The following is an 18,777-nucleotide window of genomic DNA, read 5'->3' as shown; positions in this document are numbered from 1 at the left end:
GCATGACCGACCCCGCATCGCCCCCCTTCTGGTCGCCGTCCCTCGCCGAGCTCACGGAGCGCGTGCCGCTGCCCGCGGGCGCCGACATCCAGATGGGACCGGTGCTGTACGACCACGAGGGCACCGAGCTCGAGGGGCTCCTCGCCCGCGACGCCGCGCAGAGCGGGCGTCGCCCGGCCGTGCTCGTGATCCACGACTGGTTCGGCGTCGGCGGGCACGTGGCCGCACGGATCCAGATGCTCGCGCGCCTCGGCTACGTCGCCTTAGCCGCCGACGTCTACGGCCGCGACGTGCGCCCCGGCCCCGAGGAGGCCGGCCAGGTCGCCGGGTCCTTCTACGCCGACCTCCCGCTCATGCGCGCCCGCGTGCAGGCCGGGATCGACCGCCTGGCGGCCGAGCCCGACGTCGACCCGTCGCGCATCGCCGTCATGGGCTACTGCTTCGGCGGCAGCGCCTCGCTCGAGGTCGCCCGGGCGGGCGCCGAGATCAAGGCCGCGATCTCGCTGCACGGCAACCTGGTGGTGCACGAGCCCGCCGACGTCGCCGACGTGAAGGCCGCGATCCTCGTCCTCACGGGCGCGGACGACCCGATCGTCCCCGACGAGAAGGTGGCCGCGTTCCAGGCCGAGATGCGCACGCGTCCCGTGATCGACTGGCAGGTCGTCACCTACAGCGGCGCCCTGCACGCGTTCTCCGTGCCGGGCGTCGACTCGCCGGAGCACGGCGCCCAGTACCAGGACCGCGCCGAGCGCCGCTCGTGGCGCGCGCTCACGGACTTCCTCGCCGAGCACCTGGGCTGACCACCTCTCCCCGCGTCGCAGCGCGCCCCGTCGGCACCCGCCGGCGGGGCGCGCGTCTGTCCACGGGCCATGCGCGGGCTGGTGGAAACCTCCGCGACCGGCCGACACGCCGCCCCCGGGTTGCCATCCCCGCACCCCTCGCGTAGACCTGTCCGTGCAGTTCACGCATCCGCCATGCGCCGTTGGTCCCCGCAGGGGTCCCGTCGCGCAGGCTGATCATGCGAGACACGTGCGACCCGAGGAGATCTCCATGATGGCCAGCGGCGGATTCAGCCGACGCGACCTGTTCGACGGTGCCGGATCCTCCGATCCCGGCGTCGGGCGGCCCACCCGAGGTTCCGGCACGGCGCTCCTCGAGCGCCCGCGCGCGGACGAGACGACCACCACGACGGACGGTCCGGACGGCACCGCGGAGGCCGACCCCCCTCCGTCTCGTCCGGCGGCAGCGACGCAGCTCGCTCCCGCCCCGCCCCAGCAGGCGACCATCGGCTCGGCCGAGGGCGACCTCGTGCACGTCATGACCTGCAACATCCGCCTGGCCCGCCCCTCGACCGAGCCGGGCGATCCCGACCACTGGGCCGACCGCGAGCCCGTGCTCGCCCGCTTCCTCCAGCTCGAGCAGCCCACCGTCCTCGGCGTGCAGGAGGCCCTCTCGGCCCAGCTCCCCGCCATCGCCCGGGCGCTCCCCCACCACCGCATGCTCGGCTACGGCCGCGACGGCGGGTCCGGCGGCGAGTACAGCGCGATCTTCTACGACGAGCGCCGCCTCGACGTCGTCGCGTGGGACCAGTTCTGGCTGTCCGACCTGCCGGAGCTCATCGGATCCCGCTCCTGGGGCTGCAGCACCACGCGCATCGCGACGTGGGCGCGCTTCCGCGACCGCCGCAGCGGCGCCGAGTTCGTGCACCTCAACACGCACCTCGACCACGAGTCCGAGCTCGCGCGCGTGAAGAGCGCCGACCTCATCACCGAGCGGCTGCAGGAGGTCGCGTCCGGCGCGCCCGTCGTCGTCACGGGCGACTTCAACGCCCCGGCCGAGGAGTCCGCGGCGTACGACATCCTCACCCGCGACGCCGGCCTCGCCGACACCTGGACCACGGCCGCGCACCACGCGACCCCCGGCATCGGCACGTTCACGGCCTACGGCGACCCGGTGCCCGAGGGCGAGCGCATCGACTGGATCCTCGCGGGCGACGGCGTCGAGGTGGTCGACTCGGCCATCAACCCGTACACGTTCGAGGGCCGCTCGCCCTCCGATCACGCCGCCGTGCAGGCGCTCGTGCGCCTCGCGCGCACCGCCTGAGCCGCACCCCAGCGAGGCCCGGCCGCTCGTCGGCCGGGTGCCCGATCACGCCCTCCGCGGATCGGCGGTCCGCCACGCCGCCACCGGGACGATGGAAACCGCATGCCACAATGGTTTCCGAGCGGCCCCGTGATCGCAGCGGCTGACGGGGTCACCGGCTCGCCGCTGCCGCGGACCCCTCCACGATCGGATGAACACCTATGCCCGCACGTCGCATGGCCCGGGGCGCCGTCAGCGCCCTCGCCGCCGTCCTCCTGCTCGCCGGGTGCACCAGCGCGCCGCAGCCCGCCCCCACCGCCACCGAGGGCGAGCCCGCGCCCGGCGCGTCCGCCACGACGGCGCCCGAGGACATGGTCCGGATCGTCGTGATGGGCGACTCGAACACGAACGGCTTCGTCGGCACGCTGCCCCAGGGCATCGACCAGGGCATGGCCTACGTCGACTACGTCGTGGGCGACCCGCTGACCTTCGCGGGCGGCTGGGGCACCGACGGCGCGACGAGCACGGTCATGGCCGCGAACACGCCCACCGTCGAGGACGTCGACGTCGCGCTCATCATGATCGGCACCAACAACCGCATCGCCGGCGTGCCGGAGACGCAGCTCGACGCGGACATCCTGCAGACGGTCGAGAAGCTCGCGCCGAAGGAGACGGTGATCCTCGGGATCCCGCCGCAGAACGCCGAGCCCGAGACGCCGCCCGCGGTCAACGCGCACCTCGAGGAGTTCGCCGACGCGCAGGGCTTCCACTTCTTCAACCCGTGGAAGAACCTCACGAACAAGGACATGAAGTGGCGGACCGAGTTCTTCCGCGACGGGATCCACACGAACATGACCGGCTACAAGCTCATGGGCGCGGAGGTGCGCAAGTTCATCCGCACCGAGGTCCTCGACGACGGCGCCCAGAAGTAGGGGCATCCCCCCGCCCGCCCGCCGACGACCCGGCGGTTAGGGTCGAATCGGTGCCTCCGAAGCGTCGCGCCCGCACCAGAGGAGAGCCCGCGTGACCAGCACCGTGACAGTGAAGAGCGAGACCGGTCGGAAGATCGAGTTCCTCGAGGCGGTCCGCGGCGTCGCGTCGTTCATCGTGGTGCTGCAGCACCTCATCGCCGCGGAGTACCCGGCGTTCGAGGACTTCAGCCGCCAGTGGGTGGACGCGGGGCGCGTGGGCGTCGTCGCGTTCTTCCTCGTCAGCGGCTACGTCATCCCGTTGAGCCTCCAGCGGCAGGACACCCGCACCTTCCTCGTGCGCCGCCTGTACCGGCTCTTCCCGCTCTACTGGCTCGTGCTCGGCCTGATGATGCTGTGGGTCGCGACCACGGGCGACGGCGAGCTGGGCGGCCCGCTCGTGATCATGGCGAACGTGCTCATGGTGCAGGGCGCCGTGGGCATCTTCACGATCGTGCCGACGGCCTGGACCCTCGGCATCGAGCTGATCTTCTACGGCCAGTCCCTCGTCGCGAAGCTCATCGGCCGCCTCGACCGCAGCGTGGTCATGGGCTACGTCTGGCTCGCGGGCTTCGTCGCCGCGGCGATCGCCGGCCGGGTGCTGGAGCGCGAGCTGCCCTGGACCCTGCCGCTGCTGCTCTACACGGCGTCGCTCGGGCACGCGATCCACCTGCGCGACCGCGACGGATCCACCGCCTGGCGCGGCCTGCTCGTCGCGGGTGTCGTGGGCGTGCCGCTGTTCACCTACCTCAACGGCGGGCAGGACGCGGCGTGGCCGCCGTTCGACTACGCCGTGTCGTTCCTGCTCGGCCTCGGCCTGTTCTTCGCCTTCTACGCCACGCGGCGGGCGGCGCACTCGCGCGTGCTCATCTGGCTCGGCGCGATCTCCTACGCCGCGTACCTCCTGCACCCGCTGGCCTACCGCGTGATGCGGGCCGTCGACGTGCCCGAGGGGATCGTGCGGGTGATCGCCGCCATCGCCGTCACGCTCGTCGTCTCCTGGCTCGTGCACCGCTTCGTGGAGCTGCCGTTCATCGGCGTCGCCCGCCGCCTCACGAGCCGCTCGTCGGCCGCGAAGGCGCCGCGGGGCTAGACCCTCCCTCGCGGATCCCCCGCCGGGCGTGACCGGACTGCGGACCTCGACGGGCTCCGGACCTCGACGGGCTCCGGGCCGCGTCGGCTCCGAGCCGCGTCGGCTCCGGACGGCGACGGCTCCGTGCGGCGCGGGCTCGCCCCCCCCCCCGGGGCGCCCTCGCCTGCGCTGCGGTGTGGGGCATCCGCCTGCCCGCAGGCGCGCCGCCCTACGGGCCACACGCGCGGGCGGCGAGGCGAGCATCACGCACGTCGACGGCCGCACGCCGCCGGGTGCACGACGACGGGCGCCCCTCCGTGAGGAGGAGCGCCCGTCGTGGCGTGCGGTGGTGCGGGCGGGTCAGCCGGCGGCCGGGGCGGCGCCGATGCCGAGCGGCGCGAGGACGTCCGACATGATCGGCGCGAGGTCCTGCGACTGACGGGCCGTGAGGTGCGACGTGTCGCCGCGCACGGGGATGCCGTTCACGAACGCCGGGCACGTGCCCTGGCTGCAGAACCAGCCCTGCGTGTTGATGAACTGGACCGGCGCGCCGACCTCCGTCGCCGCTGCCTCCATCGTGCGGGCGTGGCTGATGAACGACGGCGACACCGTGGACTGGCAGTCGCTCGGCGAGCTCGTCGGCGTCTTGCACTCCACGAGGGCCGTGGCTGCCGGCGGGCGGGACAGGACGATCACGTTGGACGCGGCGGTCTTCAGCGAGTTCATCGTGGTGAGCGCGCCGGCCTGCCACTCGCGGTCGGCGGCGCCGCCCGTGGCCTTGCTCGACAGGTAGGAGTTGTCGACGGCCTCGCTCATCAGGATGAGCGCGGGCTTCGTGGCGTTCATCTCGCCGAGCGCCCAGTTCCGGAAGTCCGTGCACTCCGTGTACTCGGAGCCGTCGGTGTCCGTGCTCGTGACCGTGGACGCGGGGCAGCGCGCCATCGTGAGCACGCGCACCTTCCAGTCGTCACCGAGGCTCGTGCGGAGCATGGGCGCGTAGCTGATCGCGAGCGAGTCGCCGAAGATGACCGCGGTCTTCTCCGGGCCCGCCGCCTGGTTGCCGTAGACGCAGTGCTCGGCGTTCTTCACCGCGTCCTTCTCCTTGGCGAGGTCGGCGCCGAGGCAGCCGTCCTTCGCCCACTCGGGCGCGATGACGTCGCGCCCGAAGTCGCCGAACGACTCGACGGCGGGATCCAGCGCGGGCCACTCGTCCGAGCCGAGGGCGGCGGTGATCTGCTCGCCCCGGGTCGCGAGCGCGGTGCCGGTCGCCTCGACGGGCGCGGCGGTCCCGCCGGTGCTCGGCGTCCCGCTCCCGAGCTGGCTCTGGTCGCTGGGATCGTCGCGCACGACGGCCACCGCGACGACGCCCACCACGGCGACCGCGACGACGGAGAGCGCCGCGACGGTCATCTTCAGCTGCGCCGCGGAGGACCGGCGGCCGGCCTTCTTGGGGTCGAGCCAGCTGGAGCGGCGGATCGGGTCCTCGACGAGGTGGAACGACGCGACGGCCAGCACGAGCGTCGCGCCGATCGCGGCGCCGTAGTACTCGGGGGTGCCGGTGCCGAGGAGCGACGCCAGCAGGATGATCGCCGGGAAGTGCCAGAGGTAGAGCGAGAACGACAGCCGGCCGATGTAGGTGGTGACGGGGTTCGTGATCGGCACCATGGCCTTCGACACCCCGCCGATGCCCGACGCGATGACGAGCGCGGTCGCGACGACCGGCAGCAGGCCGAAGGGCACGGGGAAGGCGTTGTCGCCGGAGACGAGGAAGAAGGACGCGACGATGCCCGCGAGGCCGACGTAGCCGAGCACGGGGCGGATCGTGGCGGGCAGCGTGGCGATCCGCGCGGCGAAGATCGCGAGGAGCGCGCCGATGCCGAGCTCCCACGCGCGGGAGAAGGTGGAGAAGTACGCGACCGTCGGGCGGGCCGAGGTCTCGTAGAAGCCCCACGCGAGCGACGCGACGATGAGGACGCCGACCGTGATGCCGATCGTCTGCGTGAACAGGCGGGCGCGCTTGACGCGGTTCTTGGGGGTGCGGCGGCGGGCGAACGTGATGACCAGGAAGATCAGCACGGGCCAGACGAGGTAGAACTGCTCCTCGACCGAGAGCGACCAGTAGTGGCGGAACGGCGAGATGGGGCCGTCGGACGCGAAGTAGTCGGTGCCGGCGCTGGCGAAGTGCCAGTTGGAGACGAACAGGGCCGACCAGATCGCGTCCCACAGGCTGGCCTGCGCGCGCACCACGTTGAAGACGAGGAACGAGACGGCCGTGGAGACCACGAGCACGAGGAGCGCGGCCGGCATGATGCGGCGGACGCGGCGCTTGTAGAAGTCGAGGAACGAGATCGTCTTGGTGCGCTCGTACTCCTTGAGCAGCAGGCCCGTGATGAGGAAGCCGCTGATGACGAAGAAGACGTCGACGCCCACGAAGCCGCCGGACGGCCAGTCGAAGAGGTGGTCGACGATGACGGCGACCACGGCGAGGGCGCGGAGGCCCTCGACGTCCGGGCGGAAGCCCCGGTTCACCGTCGGCGAATCCCCCTCAGGTGGTGGGTTCTTGTCGTCCGGCGCGGAGCGGAGCTCCGACGGGTCCGGGAGCGCGGGCGTGCCCCGGCGAAATGTCTGCGAGCTCATGGCCCAGGTCCCTACTCACTCGTGTACCGCCGTGCAGCACTGCTGTCTGAGCGACCCTAACAGGGCGTCACAGGGCCTACCATGCCCCGGACGGGGGCGTTCCGGGCTGCTAGCACCACTCGTGAGCTGTGTGATGATAGACAGCCGAGGCTGTGGATATCCCACGTATGCGGACACTCCGCGCCTGTGTGCTTTTGGGGAAGGGTTCTAAGTTATGGCGCTCCGTGACTTCATTCGGATGCTGCGTAGGGGCGCGGTGCTCATCATCCTGACGCTCCTGGTCGGGGTGGGCGCCGCGGCGGCCTTCTCCCTCCTCCAGACCCCCGAGTACGAGGCATCCACCAAGATGTACGTCGCCCAGAGCAGCTCGGGCAGCGTGCAGGACCTCCAGCAGGGCAACAACTTCATCACCCAGGCGGTGAAGAGCTACGCGGACGTCGTCACGACCCGCGCCGTGCTCCAGCCCGTGATCGACGAGTTCGGCCTCGACATGACGTCGCGCGAGCTCGCCGAGTCGGTCCGCGCCTCCGCGCCGCTCGACACCACGATCATCGACATCACGGTCAAGGACCAGTCCCGCCAGGACGCCGCGACCCTCGCGGACGCCATCGGCGCGAGCCTCACCACGGTCGTCGGGACGCTCGTCCCCGAGACCATCGAGGGCACGCCGCAGGTGCAGATCACGCAGCTCGAGCAGGCCGAGATCCCCGAGTCGCCGTCCTCGCCGAACCTGCCCGTCAACATCATCGTCGGCGCGCTCATCGGCCTCCTCATCGGCGTGGGCGTCAGCCTCCTCCGCGAGACGCTCGACAACCGCATCCGCGGGGAGCGCGACGTGGAGCTCGTCACGACCAAGCCCATCCTCGGCGGCATCGCGTACGACCCGAAGGCGACCGAGCGTCCCCTCATCGTCCAGGACGACCCGCGCAGCCCCCGCGCCGAGTCCTTCCGCAGCCTCCGCACGAACCTGCAGTTCCTGGAGTTCGGCGGCCGCTCGCGCAGCTTCGTCATCACCTCCTCGATCCAGGGCGAGGGCAAGTCGACCACCAGCTCCAACCTCGCGCTGGCGCTGGCCGACTCCGGCATCAAGGTCGTCCTCATCGACGCCGACCTCCGCCGTCCGCGCCTCGCCTCCTACATGGGCCTCGAGGGCGCCGTGGGCCTCACCGACATCCTCATCGGCCGCGCCGAGATCGAGGACGTCATCCAGCCCTGGGGCTCGGGCATGCTCTCGATCCTCCCCGCCGGCCAGATCCCGCCGAACCCGTCCGAGCTCCTCGGCTCGCAGGGAATGGCGCGACTGCTGCAGGACCTCGAGGCGCGCTACGACGTGGTGCTCATCGACGCCCCGCCGCTGCTGCCCGTCACCGACGCGGCGATCCTGTCCAAGAACGCCGGCGGCGCGATCGTCGTCGTCGCGGCGGGCCGCACGCACCGCACGCAGCTGAAGAGCGCCATCGCGAACCTCACCAACGTGGGCGCGGACGTGCTCGGCCTCGTGATCACCATGCTCCCCACCAAGGGCCCGGACGCGTACGGCTACGGCCACTACGGCTACGGGTACGGGTACACGGAGGACGAGGACGGCAACAAGTCCAAGGCGCCCATCGAGAAGATCAAGGCGTAGCTCCCCTCCATGTCGGAACTCCCCCCCACGAGCCGCAGGGCCGCACGCGCGGCCCTCGGCGACGCATCCTCCGAGGGCGTCGACGACGGCTCGTTCCGCGTCCTGTTCGTCTGCTCGGGCAACATCTGCCGCTCCGCCCTCGCCGAGCAGGTCCTCCGGGCCCGGGTTCGGGCGATCTTCGGCGGCCACGCCGCCGAGGCCGACTCGGTCGTGCGCTTCTCCAGCGCCGGCACGATCGCGGCCGAGGGGCAGCGCATGCCGGAGCAGGCGGCCGAGCTGTCCGTCCGCTACGGCGGGGACCCGAGCGAGCACCAGGCGAGGTTCCTCACGCCCGGCATCATCCAGGGCGTCGACCTGGTGCTCACCATGGCGCGCGAGCACCGCAGCGCCGTCGTGCGCGCGGTGCCCCGCGCCAACCGCTTCACCTTCACGATCCGCGAGTTCGCCGCGCTCTTCGAGCACCTCGTCGAGGTGACCGGGGACGAGAAGCACATCGCCTGCGACGGCGACGTGCCGGAGCAGCTGCGGGCGCTCATCCCGCTCGTGGCTGCCCAGCGCGGCGTGACCCTGCCACCCGCACAGGAGGACGACTACGACGTGGTCGACCCGTACCGCCGGTCGCAGGCCACGTACGACGCCTCCGGCGAGCAGGCGGGGGGCGCCATCGAGTCGATCCTCGAGTCGGTGCGGGCCGTGACCCGCACCGACGCGCCCCGCCTCCGGGGCTGAACAGCCCGCCACCGCACACGCGAGCGCACGCCGCTCCATCAGACACCACCGGCTCCCGATCGGAGCCGCCTGCCCCGGGGGACCAGTGGACACGCAACAGACACGACGCACGGACGAGGCCCAGGAGGGGTCACGCTGGCGGGTCGTCTACGCCCGGCGCCTGGCGCTGAGCGACGCGATCGTCATCATCCTCACGACCTTCGGCGTGCAGTTCCTGTGGTTCGGCACCACGGCGGGCACGGTCGACCTCGGCGGCAACGCCCAGGGCGTGGCCGTGACCTACACGATGGTCTCGGTCGTGCTGATCCTCGCGTGGCTGTTCGTCCTCACGGTCTACAGCACGCGCGACTACCGCATCGTCGGCACGGGCACGCAGGAGTACAAGCAGGTCGCGGACGCGACGCTGCGGCTCTTCGGGATCATCGCCATCGTCGCCTTCCTCGTGAAGATCGACCTGGCGCGCGGCTACATCGTCACGGGCCTGCCTCTCGGCCTCGTCCTCCTGCTGCTCTCGCGCACGCTCTGGCGCGTGTGGCTCTCGGCCCAGCGTCGCCGCGGCGAGTTCTCCTCGCTGATCCTGCTGGTCGGGTCCCTCGAGAGCACGACCCACACCGCCACGACCCTCGCCCGCGCCCCGAAGGCCGGCTACCGCGTGGTGGGCGCGTGCCTCACCGGTGACGCCCGGCCCTCGCGTCTGCCCGGCCTCGACGTGCCCGTGGTCGGCAACGCGGACGACGCGCTCGTGGAGCTGGAGCGCCTGGGCGCCGACACCCTCGTGCTCACGTCGAGCGACGAGCTGCCGCCCGAGCGGATCCGCGAGCTCAGCTGGTCGCTCGAGCCCGGCCGCCACCACCTCGTCATGGCTCCGGGGCTCACCGACATCGGCGGCCCGCGCATCCACACCCGCCCGGTCGCCGGCCTCCCGCTCATCCACGTGGAGACGCCGCGCTTCGAGGGGCGCAAGCTCCTCTCCAAGCGCCTGTTCGACATCGTCGTCTCCGGCATCACGCTCATCGTGCTGAGCCCCGTGTTCCTGATCCTCGCGATCCTCATCAAGGCCACGAGCAAGGGCGACGTCTTCTACAAGCAGGAGCGCATCGGCCTCAACGGCGAGCCGTTCCACATGCTCAAGTTCCGCTCGATGCGCATGAACGCCGACGCCGAGCTGTTCGCGCTGCTCGAGCAGCAGGGCACGGCAGACACCCCGCTGTTCAAGGTCACCGACGACCCGCGCATCACGAAGGTCGGCGGCGTCCTCCGCCGCTACTCGCTCGACGAGCTGCCGCAGTTCCTCAACGTGCTCCTCGGATCCATGAGCCTCATCGGCCCGCGCCCGCAGCGCGAGGGCGAGGTCGCGCTCTACGACAGCGCCGCCCGCCGACGCCTCCTCATCAAGCCCGGCATGTCCGGCCTCTGGCAGGTCTCCGGCCGCTCCTCGCTCTCGTGGGAGGACGCCATCCGCCTCGACCTCTACTACGTGGAGAACTGGTCGCTCACGGGCGACATCATCATCCTCGCCCGCACGTTCAAGGCCGTCTTCGGCGCGGACGGGGCCGTCTGATGGGCGGGCTGCTGGTCCAGGAGTGGATCGAGAGGTCCGGCGGATCCGAGAAGGTGTTCGACGCGTTCGCGCACGCCTTCCCCGACGCCGACCTCTTCACGCTCTGGAACGACGACCCGGGCCGCTTCGGCGACCGGCCGGTGCGGGAGAGCTGGATCGCCCGCACGCCGCTGCGCAAGCGCAAGCCGCTGGCGCTGCCGTTCATGCCGCTCACGTGGAGCTCGGTCGACCTGTCCGCCTACGAGTGGACCCTCGCCAGCTCGCACCTGTTCGCGCACCACCTCGGGCACGGCGGCCAGGGCACCCGGCGCCACGTGTACGTGCACAGCCCCGCCCGCTACCTCTGGACCCCCGACCTCGACCAGCGCGGCGCGAACCCGCTCGTCAAGGCCGCCGCTCCCCCGCTCCGCGCGCTCGACCGTCGGCGCGCGCAGGCGTCCCGCGCCGAGGTCGCCGCGAACAGCGCGTTCGTGCGCGACCGCATCCGCGCCGCGTGGGACGTGGACGCGCAGGTCATCCACCCGCCCGTCGACGCGACCGCGATCCGCGACACCGCGTCCTGGGAGGGCGAGCTCACCGGATCCGACGCCGCGCTCGCCGCCGCGCTGCCGGAGTCGTTCCTCCTCGGCGCCAGCCGCTTCGTGCCGTACAAGCGGCTCGACCTGGTGATCCGCGCGGGCGAGGCGGCCGGCGTGCCCGTCGTGCTCGCCGGATCCGGCCCGCTCGCCGACGAGCTGCGGGCGCAGGCCGACGCCGCGCGCGTGCCCGTCACGATCGTCCCGCGGCCGAGCGACGCCCTGCTCTACACGCTGTACCAGCGCGCGCTCGCGTACGTCTTCCCCGCGGTCGAGGACTTCGGGATCATGCCCGTCGAGGCGATGGCCGCGGGCGCCCGCGTGCTCGTCACCGACGTGGGCGGCGCGACCGAGAGCGTCGTCGACGGCGTCACCGGCGTGCACGTGCACGACTGGGAGGGCGCCGGCCTCGCCGACGCCGTGGCGCGCGCCGCCGCGCTGGATCCCGCCGACAGCGTCCGCCGCTCCGCCGACTTCGACGCGGCCGTGTTCGAGCGCCGCATCGCCTCCTGGGTCCGCCACGACGGCGCCCGGCTCGACGGGGCGGCCGCGTGATGCGCCGGCTCGTCGTCAACGAGGCCTACGCGGGGCAGCGGGTCACCGGCCAGCAGCGCTACGCGACCGAGATCGCCCGCGCCCTCGAGGGCAAGCAGGGCGTCACGCGCGCCACGCCGTCCGACGGGGTCGCGTCGTCCGGCGCGCGCAGCTGGCTCTGGGTGCAGACGACCCTGCCGTGGATCACGCGCCAGGACGTGCTGCTCTCGCTCACGAGCCGGGCGCCGCTCGTCCACCGCCGCCACATCGTGGTCGTGCACGACCTCTTCGTGCTGACGAACCCCGAATGGTACAGCCGCGAGTACGTCGTGACCCACGTCCCGCTGCTGCGCGCCAACCTGCGCGACGCGCGCGTCATCGTCACCGTGAGCGAGCCCGTCGCCGAGCAGGTGCGCGAGCTCGGCCTCTCCAGCGCGCCCGTCGTGGTCGCGCCCAACGCGCCGAGCCCCGTGTTCGGCGAGCCGCGCGGGGCCGAGGAGCGCGCCCGCGTGCTCGAGCGGTTCGGCGTGACCGACGGCGGGTACCTGCTGGCGGTCGGCAGCATGGATCCGCGCAAGAACCTGAAGCGCCTCACCGAGGCGTACCTCGAGCTGCCGGCGGAGACCCGCGCGGCGGCCCCCCTCGTGCTCGTGGGCGCGAAGAGCGCCGTCTTCGGCGACGTCGACATGGCCGAGTCGGACGACATCAAGCTGGCCGGCTACGTGACCGACGACGAGCTCGCCGTGCTCTACGCGGCGTCGCGCGGCGTGGTCTTCCCGAGCCTCGCGGAGGGCTTCGGCCTGCCGCTCGTCGAGGCGATGGTCGCGGGCGCGCGCCTCGCCGTGTCCGACATCCCCGTCTTCCACTGGATCTGCGAGGGCGACGCCGACTACTTCTCCCCCGCCGACACGTCCGCCATCACCGCGGCGCTCGCCCGGCTCGCGGCCGCCGCGCCGCTCGAGGAGGAGGAGGCCGCCCGCATCCGCCGCGCCGTCACCTGTCGCTTCGACTGGCGCACCTCCGCGCAGACCGTCCACGACGCCTACCAGAGCATCGGCACGCGATGATCCGGCGGATCGGGCTGCTGCTCCCCACGGGAGCCGCAGGGCTCACGCGCGTGCTCCAGCTGGTGCTGCTCGTGGTCCTGACGCGCCTGGCGGAGGGGTCGGCCCAGGGCGCGCTCGTGACCGGCTTCGCGCTGCTCAGCTCGTTCGCGATCATCACCGACTCGGGCGCCGCGAACTTCCTGCTGTCGCTGCCGCGCACGCGCCTCACCCGGAGCGTGCACACGCGCGCGGTCGGCTTCCACGCCGGGCTCGGTTCGCTGGGCGCCGCCGTCGCGGTGCTGATCACGGTCGCGGCCGCGTCCTCGATCCCGGGCGAGGCCGTGCTGCTGCTCGTCGCGCTCGGCGTCAGCCAGGTGCTCGACTCGCTCACCCGCACGATCCGCGCGCCCCTGCTCGTCGGCCGCCGCGACGCCTCCTACGCCTTCCCCGACCTCGCGCTCGTGGTGCTGAAGGCCGTGCCGCTCGCGATCGCCGTGCTCGTGCCCGAGATCCTCGTGCTGCTGGCCTTCCCGATCGTGTCGCTCGTCGTCACCGCGGGCACCTGGATCGCCGTCCGCCGCGACCTCGCCACCACGAGCGACGAGCCCGTGCGCGTGTTCCCGCAGATCCTCGAGTTCGGCCTCTCCGGATCCCTCAGCGCCCTCTACTCGCAGGCGCCGCTCGTGCTCGGCACCGCGATCCTCGGGGTCGACGCCGTCACGCCTCTCGCGCTCGCCTACCGCGTCGTGCAGCCGCTCGAGGTCCTGCCGGCCACGCTCTCGCAGCAGCTGATCCCGCGGATCCGCGCCGCCGTCCGCCCCGCGCGCGCCTACTGGTGGCGGTTCGCGCTCGGCGGCCTCGTGCTCGCCGGGATCCTCGCGCTCCTCCGCGGACCGGTCGAGCAGGTCTTCGGCGGCGACGCGTTCGACCAGGCGATCTTCCTCGTGGTCCTCCTCTCGGTCGCCCCGAAGTTCGGCAACTACGCGCTCATGGCCTACGCGATGGGCTCCGGCCTCGTGCGCGTGCGGCTCACCGCGACCATCGTCACGGGCGTCGTCGCCGTGGCCCTCACGCTCGTCGCCGCCCTCACGGCCGGCCCCGCCCTCCTCGCCGGCGTCACGCTCGCCGCCGAGCTCGTCCTGAGCGCCGCCATCGCCGCGCTCCTCATCCGCCACCGCCACCGCACCGTCAGGAAGGAGGACGCATGAGGACCCTCATCGTCTCCGCCGACCGCACCCTCGCGTCCGGCCACCCGCAGAACCTCGGGGACGCCTTCCTCACCGACGCGCTGTCCGAGCGGCTCCGCCGGGCCGGCCACGAGACCGTGATCGCCGACTTCGGGCAGACCGCGCGCCTCGACTCCACCGAGGAGCGCGTCCGCGTCTCCGGCGTCCGCGCGCTCGCCGACGTCGTGCGCCAGGTCGACGCCGTCGTCGTCGGCGGAGGCACGCTCCTCGCCGACGACCAGCCGGGCCGGCCCTTCGCGGGCCTCCCCCGCCTCATGGCCGTCACGGGGCTCATCGCGCGCACCAGCCGCACGCCGCTCGCCGTGTTCGGCGTGGGCGCGGATCCCGTCACCCGCCGCCGCGCGCGCCTCGCCCTCCGCGCCGGGCTCGACGGCGCCCGCGTCTGGACCCGCGACCCCGACTCCGCCGGCCGCGCCGCCGGGTACGCGAAGCTCCCCGTCGAGGTCGCCGCCGACGTCAGCCTCTTCGCCGCCCCCGAGCTCGCCGCCATGGCCGCGCCGGCCGCGCATCGCCGCGGCGCCGTCGTCGCCCTCAACGCGAAGCACTCCCCGCAGGTCACCCTCGCGGACGTGCAGGCCCTCGAGGAGCGCTTCGGCGAGGTCGTCTTCGTCTCGATGGACCAGGGCGACGACTCCGACGCCGGCGCCCTGCAGCCCGAGGTGCGCGCCCGGCTCACGACCGAGCCCGGCGACCACGGCTGGCGCCGCGCGGCCGAGCTCATGGCCGACCGCGAGGTCGTCATCGCCTCTCGCATGCACGCCATGTACCTCGGTACGATGCTCGAGACGCCCGTGGTCGCCGTCGGAGGCGCCACCAAGGTCGGGGCGTTCACGACCGAGTTCGGCACGCGCACGGAGCCCGCGTTCGACCGGGCGGTCCGCACCGCCATCGCCGCACCGGCCGACGCCGGTGCCCCATCCACCACCGCGGCGGCGCTCGTCGCCGCCACCGCCCGCCTGGACGCGGCTTTCGAGGAGATGACTTCATGGGTCCGACGTACCGCCTAGCCACCCCGGCGGTCTTCGCGGCCGCCGTGGTGCTCACCATCCTCGCCGCGCTCGGCGGCGTGGCCCTGCTCGGCAACGAGCTCTCCTACCCGTTCATGATCGCGGTGCTCGCGATCCTGCTCGTCGGCGTGCTCGTGAAGGAGACGGTCTCCAACGGGGATCCGATCACCCCGGGCGGCATCGTGGCCTTCACTGGCCTGCTGCTGTTCGTGCTCCGCCCGCTCACGGTCGCCAACAGCATGGAGACGAGCCCCGGCGCCATCGCCGACACGCGCTTCTTCTCCCCCACGCTGCAGCTCGCGGCGAGCTCGGCGCTCATCGAGGCGCTGATCTTCTTCTCGGCGTTCTTCGTCATCTACTACTACTCGGTGGCCCGCGAGGCCCGCCGCGTCTCCCGCGGCGGCGAGGACGCGAAGGCCCTCGAGGAGAGCGCCCTCGCGGGCGGTCCCGCCTTCGTCGACCCCGACACGCAGGTGCGCTGGCAGCGCGTGTTCAACACGTCGGTGTCGCAGGCGATCGTGGTCATCTCCTCGGTCGTGGCCCTCGGCCTCCTCGTGTACCTGGTGCTCTCCTCCGGCGGCATCCAGGCGTACACGACGGGCCTCGCCAACCGGAGCGACTTCCTCTCCGGCAAGTCGTTCATCGGCCTCTCCTACATCCCCGTGCAGATCGCGATCGTCTACAACGTGCTCGCGCGCCGGCAGAAGGGCCTCGAGGGCTGGAACTGGGTCAACCTGGTCGCCGTCCTCGTGCTCGTGGTCTGCGCCGGTTCCGCCGGCGGCCGTGGCCCGCTCATCATCGGCGTGTTCCTGCCGTTCCTGATCCTCAAGCAGATCGGCCCGAAGCCGTTCCGGTTCCGCACCATCGCCCTCATCGGCGGCGTCACGGCCGTGGTCGCGATGGTCTACTCGATCGTCATCCGCGAGTCCACGTTCGACAACGGCCGCTCGCTCGACCGCCTCACGCAGGACCCGCTCGGCGTCCTCCTCGACCGCCTCACCAGCGGCATCGAGACCCGGCCGTTCGACGTGCTCATCCGCCTCAACGAGGTCGCGTCGCTGCCCGACTTCGTCTACCAGTGGGGCGCCACCTACGCCGCGGTGCCGGCCTGGTTCGTCCCGCGCGGGCTCTGGGAGGACAAGCCGTTCGGCGGCGGCAACACGTGGTTCACGTCCACGTACGTGCCCCGGTTCTACGGCGTCAACCGCGTCGAGACGAGCCTCTCGGCCATCGGCGAGGCGTTCTCGAACTTCGGCATCCCCGGGGTCGTCGCCGTCGGCGCGCTCCTCGGGCTCGTGGCCGGCCTCTTCATCCGCGCACGCATGCGCCGCCGCGGGCTCCTCGGCGCGGCCATCGCGGTCGTCGTCACGCCGTACCTCTTCTCCCTCATCCGCGGCGACGCGTACCAGGGCATGTCGACGAGCATCGCGTCGCTCGTGATCCTCCTGCTGTTCTTCTGGATCTCGTCCACGCGCAAGCAGGTCACCGGCCCGGTCAGCGCGCCCGTGCCGCTGCCCGACGAGACCGCGCCCGCGGCCGTGCGCGAGCAGGCGCTCATCGGGGCCGGTGCCGCCGGCCTCGGTGCCGTCGGCGGTCCCGCTTCCGCGGGCGACCGCCCCGCGATCGGCAACGGCCGCGCCTTCCCGGCCGGACGGCCGGCCGTGACCGGGACGCCCGACCGGTGAGCGGCATCGACGACATCCTGCCCCCGGCCGACGGCGCGGATCGCTCCGACGGATCGACGGGCGGCCGCAGCCGACGCGCCGACCGCGCGGACCGCGACGCGGACCGCGACGCGTCCCGCACCCGCCGCCCGCTGTGGAAGCGCAAGCGCCTCTGGATCCCCGTCGGCGTCGTCGGCGTCCTCGTGATCGGCACCGCGGTCTCGGCCGCGCTGATCCTCCCCCGCGTCGACACCGTCCAGTCCGAGCTGCGCGACGCGCTCCCGCTCTCCGACCAGGTGCAGACCGCGCTCCTCGCGGGCGACATCGACACCGCGAAGGCCGGCGCCGCCGAGCTCCGCGACCACACCGCGAAGGCCGCCCAGGCCGCGGACGACGGCGTGCTCGGCGCCTACGAGTGGATCCCCTTCGTCGGCCCGAACCTCCACGCCGCGCGCGTGCTGGCCGCCACGAGCGACCGGCTCGCGACCGACGTCGTCACGCCCGCCACGGAGGTCTCGCTCTCGGCGTTCACGCCCGTGCTCGGCCGCATCGACCTCGACGGGATCCGCTCCCTCGGCCAGACCGTGCAGACCGCGAGCGACGGCCTCGCCGGCGCCCGCGCCGAGCTCGAGACGATCGACCGCGACAGCCTCTGGGCGCAGGTGGCCGACGACGTCGACCTCATGGACGACACGCTCACGAGCACCGAGGCGACCGCGAGCACCTTCCGCGAGGTCACGGGGATCCTGCCCGACCTCCTCGGCGCCGACGGCGCGCGCAACTACCTGCTGATGTTCCAGAACAACGCGGAGGTGCGCTCCACGGGCGGCAACCCGGCCGCGCTCGTGCTGCTGACCGTCGAGGACGGCAGCGTGCGGATCGCGAAGCAGGCGTCGAGCAACGACTTCCCGCGGAACGTGCGCCAGGGCGACATCCCGGACGAGACCGTGCGCCTCATCGAGCCGCGCTCGGACCGGTTCGAGCAGAACATCACGATGTTCCCCGACTTCCCCACCTCGGGCGCCCTCGCCAAGTCGTACTGGGAAGCCAACATCGGCGACCGGGTCGACGGCGTCCTGTCGTTCGACCCCATCGCGCTCAGCTACCTGCTGGAGGCGACCGGGCCGATCACGCTGGCCACCGGCGACGAGCTCAACGCCCAGAACGCGGTGCCCACGCTCCTCGGCGCCGTGTACAGCCAGTACCCCGACTACCTGGCGCAGGACCGCTACTTCGCGAGCGCGGCCAGCACGATCTTCGCGAAGCTCGTCACCGACACCCCGCCCGTCGTGCCGCTGGTCACGGCGATCGACCGGGCCATCGACGAGCGCCGCCTCCTGCTGTGGAGCACGGTGCCGGAGGAGCAGGCGCTCATCGAGGGCGGGCCGCTGAGCGGCGCGCTGCCGGACGACAACTCGGAAGCCACCGCGATCGGCCTGTACTTCAACGACATCGGCTCCGGATCCAAGATGAGCTACTACCTGCGCTCCGCGTCGAGGATCCAGGCGGAGACCTGCGACGACACCACCACGTACACGGTGTCGGTCGACATGACGAGCATCGCGCCCCTCGACGCCGCGACGAGCCTGCCCCGGTACGTCACGGGCCTCGACGGCAAGGCCAAGGGCCGCCAGTTCGACGACCTGCTCGTGTACGGCCCCGTCGGATCCACCGTCACCGGCTGGGAGACGGACGCCGACCTCACCACGGAGGAGGCGCGCGGCACCGACATGGGGCGCGGCATGATCCGCATCCGCACCGAGCTCGCGCCGCAGGACACGAAGACGGTCGACGTCACGTTCACCATGCCGGCGTCCGACGCCCCGGGGCCGCTCGAGCTGCGGCACACGCCGCTCGTGCGTCCGCTCGAGTCCGAGATCACGCAGGTCCCCTGCTCCACGGGCGGCTGATCCGCCGCCCGCCGCCCGACGACGTCGCACCGCCCGCCCCGGATGGGGGCTTAGCGGCCGTCATGCCCTCCCCCTAGGCTCGATGAGCCGCCGGGGGACGCACCCGCCCCCGCACGCC

At 72.6% G+C, this 18,777-nt stretch carries 14 protein-coding genes; 13 read left to right on the top strand and 1 reads right to left on the bottom strand.

Annotated elements, in window-relative coordinates:
• Window positions 1–2 precede the first annotated feature (2 nt).
• From JOE38_RS14060 to JOE38_RS14045, 4 genes are all read left to right on the top strand, one after another.
• Window positions 3–800 carry a dienelactone hydrolase family protein gene (locus JOE38_RS14060; RefSeq protein WP_239544840.1) on the top strand — a complete coding sequence of 266 codons (798 nt, stop codon included), beginning with the start codon at window positions 3–5 and terminating at the stop codon, window positions 798–800.
• A 250-nt stretch (window positions 801–1,050) separates the two neighbouring features.
• The gene (locus tag JOE38_RS14055) at window positions 1,051–2,103 is read left to right on the top strand and encodes an endonuclease/exonuclease/phosphatase family protein (protein ID WP_204576835.1); all 1,053 of its coding nucleotides are present in this window, start codon (window positions 1,051–1,053) and stop codon (window positions 2,101–2,103) included.
• A gap of 200 nt (window positions 2,104–2,303) precedes the next feature.
• Window positions 2,304–3,014: an SGNH/GDSL hydrolase family protein gene (locus JOE38_RS14050; RefSeq protein WP_204576834.1), complete on the top strand. Its 711-nt coding sequence runs from the start codon at window positions 2,304–2,306 to the stop codon at window positions 3,012–3,014.
• 91 nt (window positions 3,015–3,105) lie between these two features.
• Entirely contained in the window at window positions 3,106–4,143 is a 1,038-nt protein-coding gene (locus JOE38_RS14045) for an acyltransferase family protein (protein ID WP_204576833.1), read from the top strand.
• Between the two features lie 339 nt (window positions 4,144–4,482).
• On the opposite strand, the gene JOE38_RS14040 is transcribed toward JOE38_RS14045, so the two are convergent.
• Window positions 4,483–6,759 carry an acyltransferase family protein gene (locus JOE38_RS14040; protein WP_204576832.1) on the bottom strand — a complete coding sequence of 759 codons (2,277 nt, stop codon included), beginning with the start codon at window positions 6,757–6,759 and terminating at the stop codon, window positions 4,483–4,485.
• A 214-nt stretch (window positions 6,760–6,973) separates the two neighbouring features.
• On the opposite strand from JOE38_RS14040, the gene JOE38_RS14035 reads away from it, so the two are divergent.
• The 9 genes from JOE38_RS14035 to JOE38_RS13995 all read left to right on the top strand — a co-directional run bounded on the left by JOE38_RS14035 (window position 6,974) and on the right by JOE38_RS13995 (window position 18,659).
• The gene (locus JOE38_RS14035; RefSeq protein ID WP_204576831.1) at window positions 6,974–8,386 is read left to right on the top strand and encodes a polysaccharide biosynthesis tyrosine autokinase; all 1,413 of its coding nucleotides are present in this window, start codon (window positions 6,974–6,976) and stop codon (window positions 8,384–8,386) included.
• A gap of 9 nt (window positions 8,387–8,395) precedes the next feature.
• Window positions 8,396–9,115 (top strand): arsenate reductase/protein-tyrosine-phosphatase family protein, encoded by a 720-nt coding sequence (locus JOE38_RS14030; protein ID WP_015489425.1) that lies wholly within the window; start codon window positions 8,396–8,398, stop codon window positions 9,113–9,115.
• Between the two features lie 85 nt (window positions 9,116–9,200).
• A complete protein-coding gene (locus JOE38_RS14025; protein WP_012037405.1) occupies window positions 9,201–10,676 on the top strand; it encodes a sugar transferase in 1,476 nt (491 codons plus the stop codon).
• Window positions 10,676–11,806, top strand: a complete 1,131-nt coding sequence (locus JOE38_RS14020) for a glycosyltransferase (RefSeq protein ID WP_204576830.1) — start codon at window positions 10,676–10,678, stop codon at window positions 11,804–11,806. The genes JOE38_RS14025 and JOE38_RS14020 overlap by 1 nt, the downstream gene beginning before the upstream one ends.
• Window positions 11,806–12,852: a glycosyltransferase family 4 protein gene (locus JOE38_RS14015; protein WP_239545711.1), complete on the top strand. Its 1,047-nt coding sequence runs from the start codon at window positions 11,806–11,808 to the stop codon at window positions 12,850–12,852. Before JOE38_RS14020 ends, JOE38_RS14015 begins: the two co-directional genes overlap by 1 nt.
• On the top strand, window positions 12,849–14,039 hold the full coding sequence (locus JOE38_RS14010; RefSeq protein WP_204576828.1) for a polysaccharide transporter: 1,191 nt from the start codon (window positions 12,849–12,851) through the stop codon (window positions 14,037–14,039). Before JOE38_RS14015 ends, JOE38_RS14010 begins: the two co-directional genes overlap by 4 nt.
• Window positions 14,036–15,085 (top strand): polysaccharide pyruvyl transferase family protein, encoded by a 1,050-nt coding sequence (locus tag JOE38_RS14005; protein ID WP_204576827.1) that lies wholly within the window; start codon window positions 14,036–14,038, stop codon window positions 15,083–15,085. Before JOE38_RS14010 ends, JOE38_RS14005 begins: the two co-directional genes overlap by 4 nt.
• Window positions 15,064–16,770 (top strand): O-antigen polymerase, encoded by a 1,707-nt coding sequence (locus JOE38_RS14000; protein ID WP_204576826.1) that lies wholly within the window; start codon window positions 15,064–15,066, stop codon window positions 16,768–16,770. Before JOE38_RS14005 ends, JOE38_RS14000 begins: the two co-directional genes overlap by 22 nt.
• Window positions 16,767–18,659, top strand: coding sequence for a DUF4012 domain-containing protein (locus JOE38_RS13995; RefSeq protein WP_204576825.1), 1,893 nt, complete (start codon window positions 16,767–16,769; stop codon window positions 18,657–18,659). Before JOE38_RS14000 ends, JOE38_RS13995 begins: the two co-directional genes overlap by 4 nt.
• Window positions 18,660–18,777: the final 118 nt, after the last annotated feature.

The sequence above is a fragment of the Clavibacter michiganensis genome, assembly GCF_016907085.1.
GTDB classification, from domain to species: Bacteria; Actinomycetota; Actinomycetes; order Actinomycetales; family Microbacteriaceae; genus Clavibacter; species Clavibacter michiganensis_O.
Note: the sequence above shows the minus strand (reverse complement) of the source record. Positions and strands in the feature narration are given on the sequence as shown.

Excerpts from the sequence above, each read along its gene's own strand:
- JOE38_RS14060 (WP_239544840.1), top strand. The coding sequence starts at position 3 with ATGACCGACCCCGCATCGCCCCCCTTCTGGTCGCCGTCCCTCGCCGAG.
- JOE38_RS14005 (WP_204576827.1), top strand. The coding sequence starts at position 14,036 with ATGAGGACCCTCATCGTCTCCGCCGACCGCACCCTCGCGTCCGGCCAC.
- JOE38_RS14010 (WP_204576828.1), top strand. The coding sequence starts at position 12,849 with ATGATCCGGCGGATCGGGCTGCTGCTCCCCACGGGAGCCGCAGGGCTC.
- JOE38_RS14000 (WP_204576826.1), top strand. The coding sequence starts at position 15,064 with ATGGGTCCGACGTACCGCCTAGCCACCCCGGCGGTCTTCGCGGCCGCC.
- JOE38_RS14055 (WP_204576835.1), top strand. The coding sequence starts at position 1,051 with ATGATGGCCAGCGGCGGATTCAGCCGACGCGACCTGTTCGACGGTGCC.
- JOE38_RS14020 (WP_204576830.1), top strand. The coding sequence starts at position 10,676 with ATGGGCGGGCTGCTGGTCCAGGAGTGGATCGAGAGGTCCGGCGGATCC.
- JOE38_RS14015 (WP_239545711.1), top strand. The coding sequence starts at position 11,806 with ATGCGCCGGCTCGTCGTCAACGAGGCCTACGCGGGGCAGCGGGTCACC.
- JOE38_RS14050 (WP_204576834.1), top strand. The coding sequence starts at position 2,304 with ATGCCCGCACGTCGCATGGCCCGGGGCGCCGTCAGCGCCCTCGCCGCC.
- JOE38_RS14040 (WP_204576832.1), bottom strand. The coding sequence starts at position 6,759 with ATGAGCTCGCAGACATTTCGCCGGGGCACGCCCGCGCTCCCGGACCCG.
- JOE38_RS14030 (WP_015489425.1), top strand. The coding sequence starts at position 8,396 with ATGTCGGAACTCCCCCCCACGAGCCGCAGGGCCGCACGCGCGGCCCTC.
- JOE38_RS14035 (WP_204576831.1), top strand. The coding sequence starts at position 6,974 with ATGGCGCTCCGTGACTTCATTCGGATGCTGCGTAGGGGCGCGGTGCTC.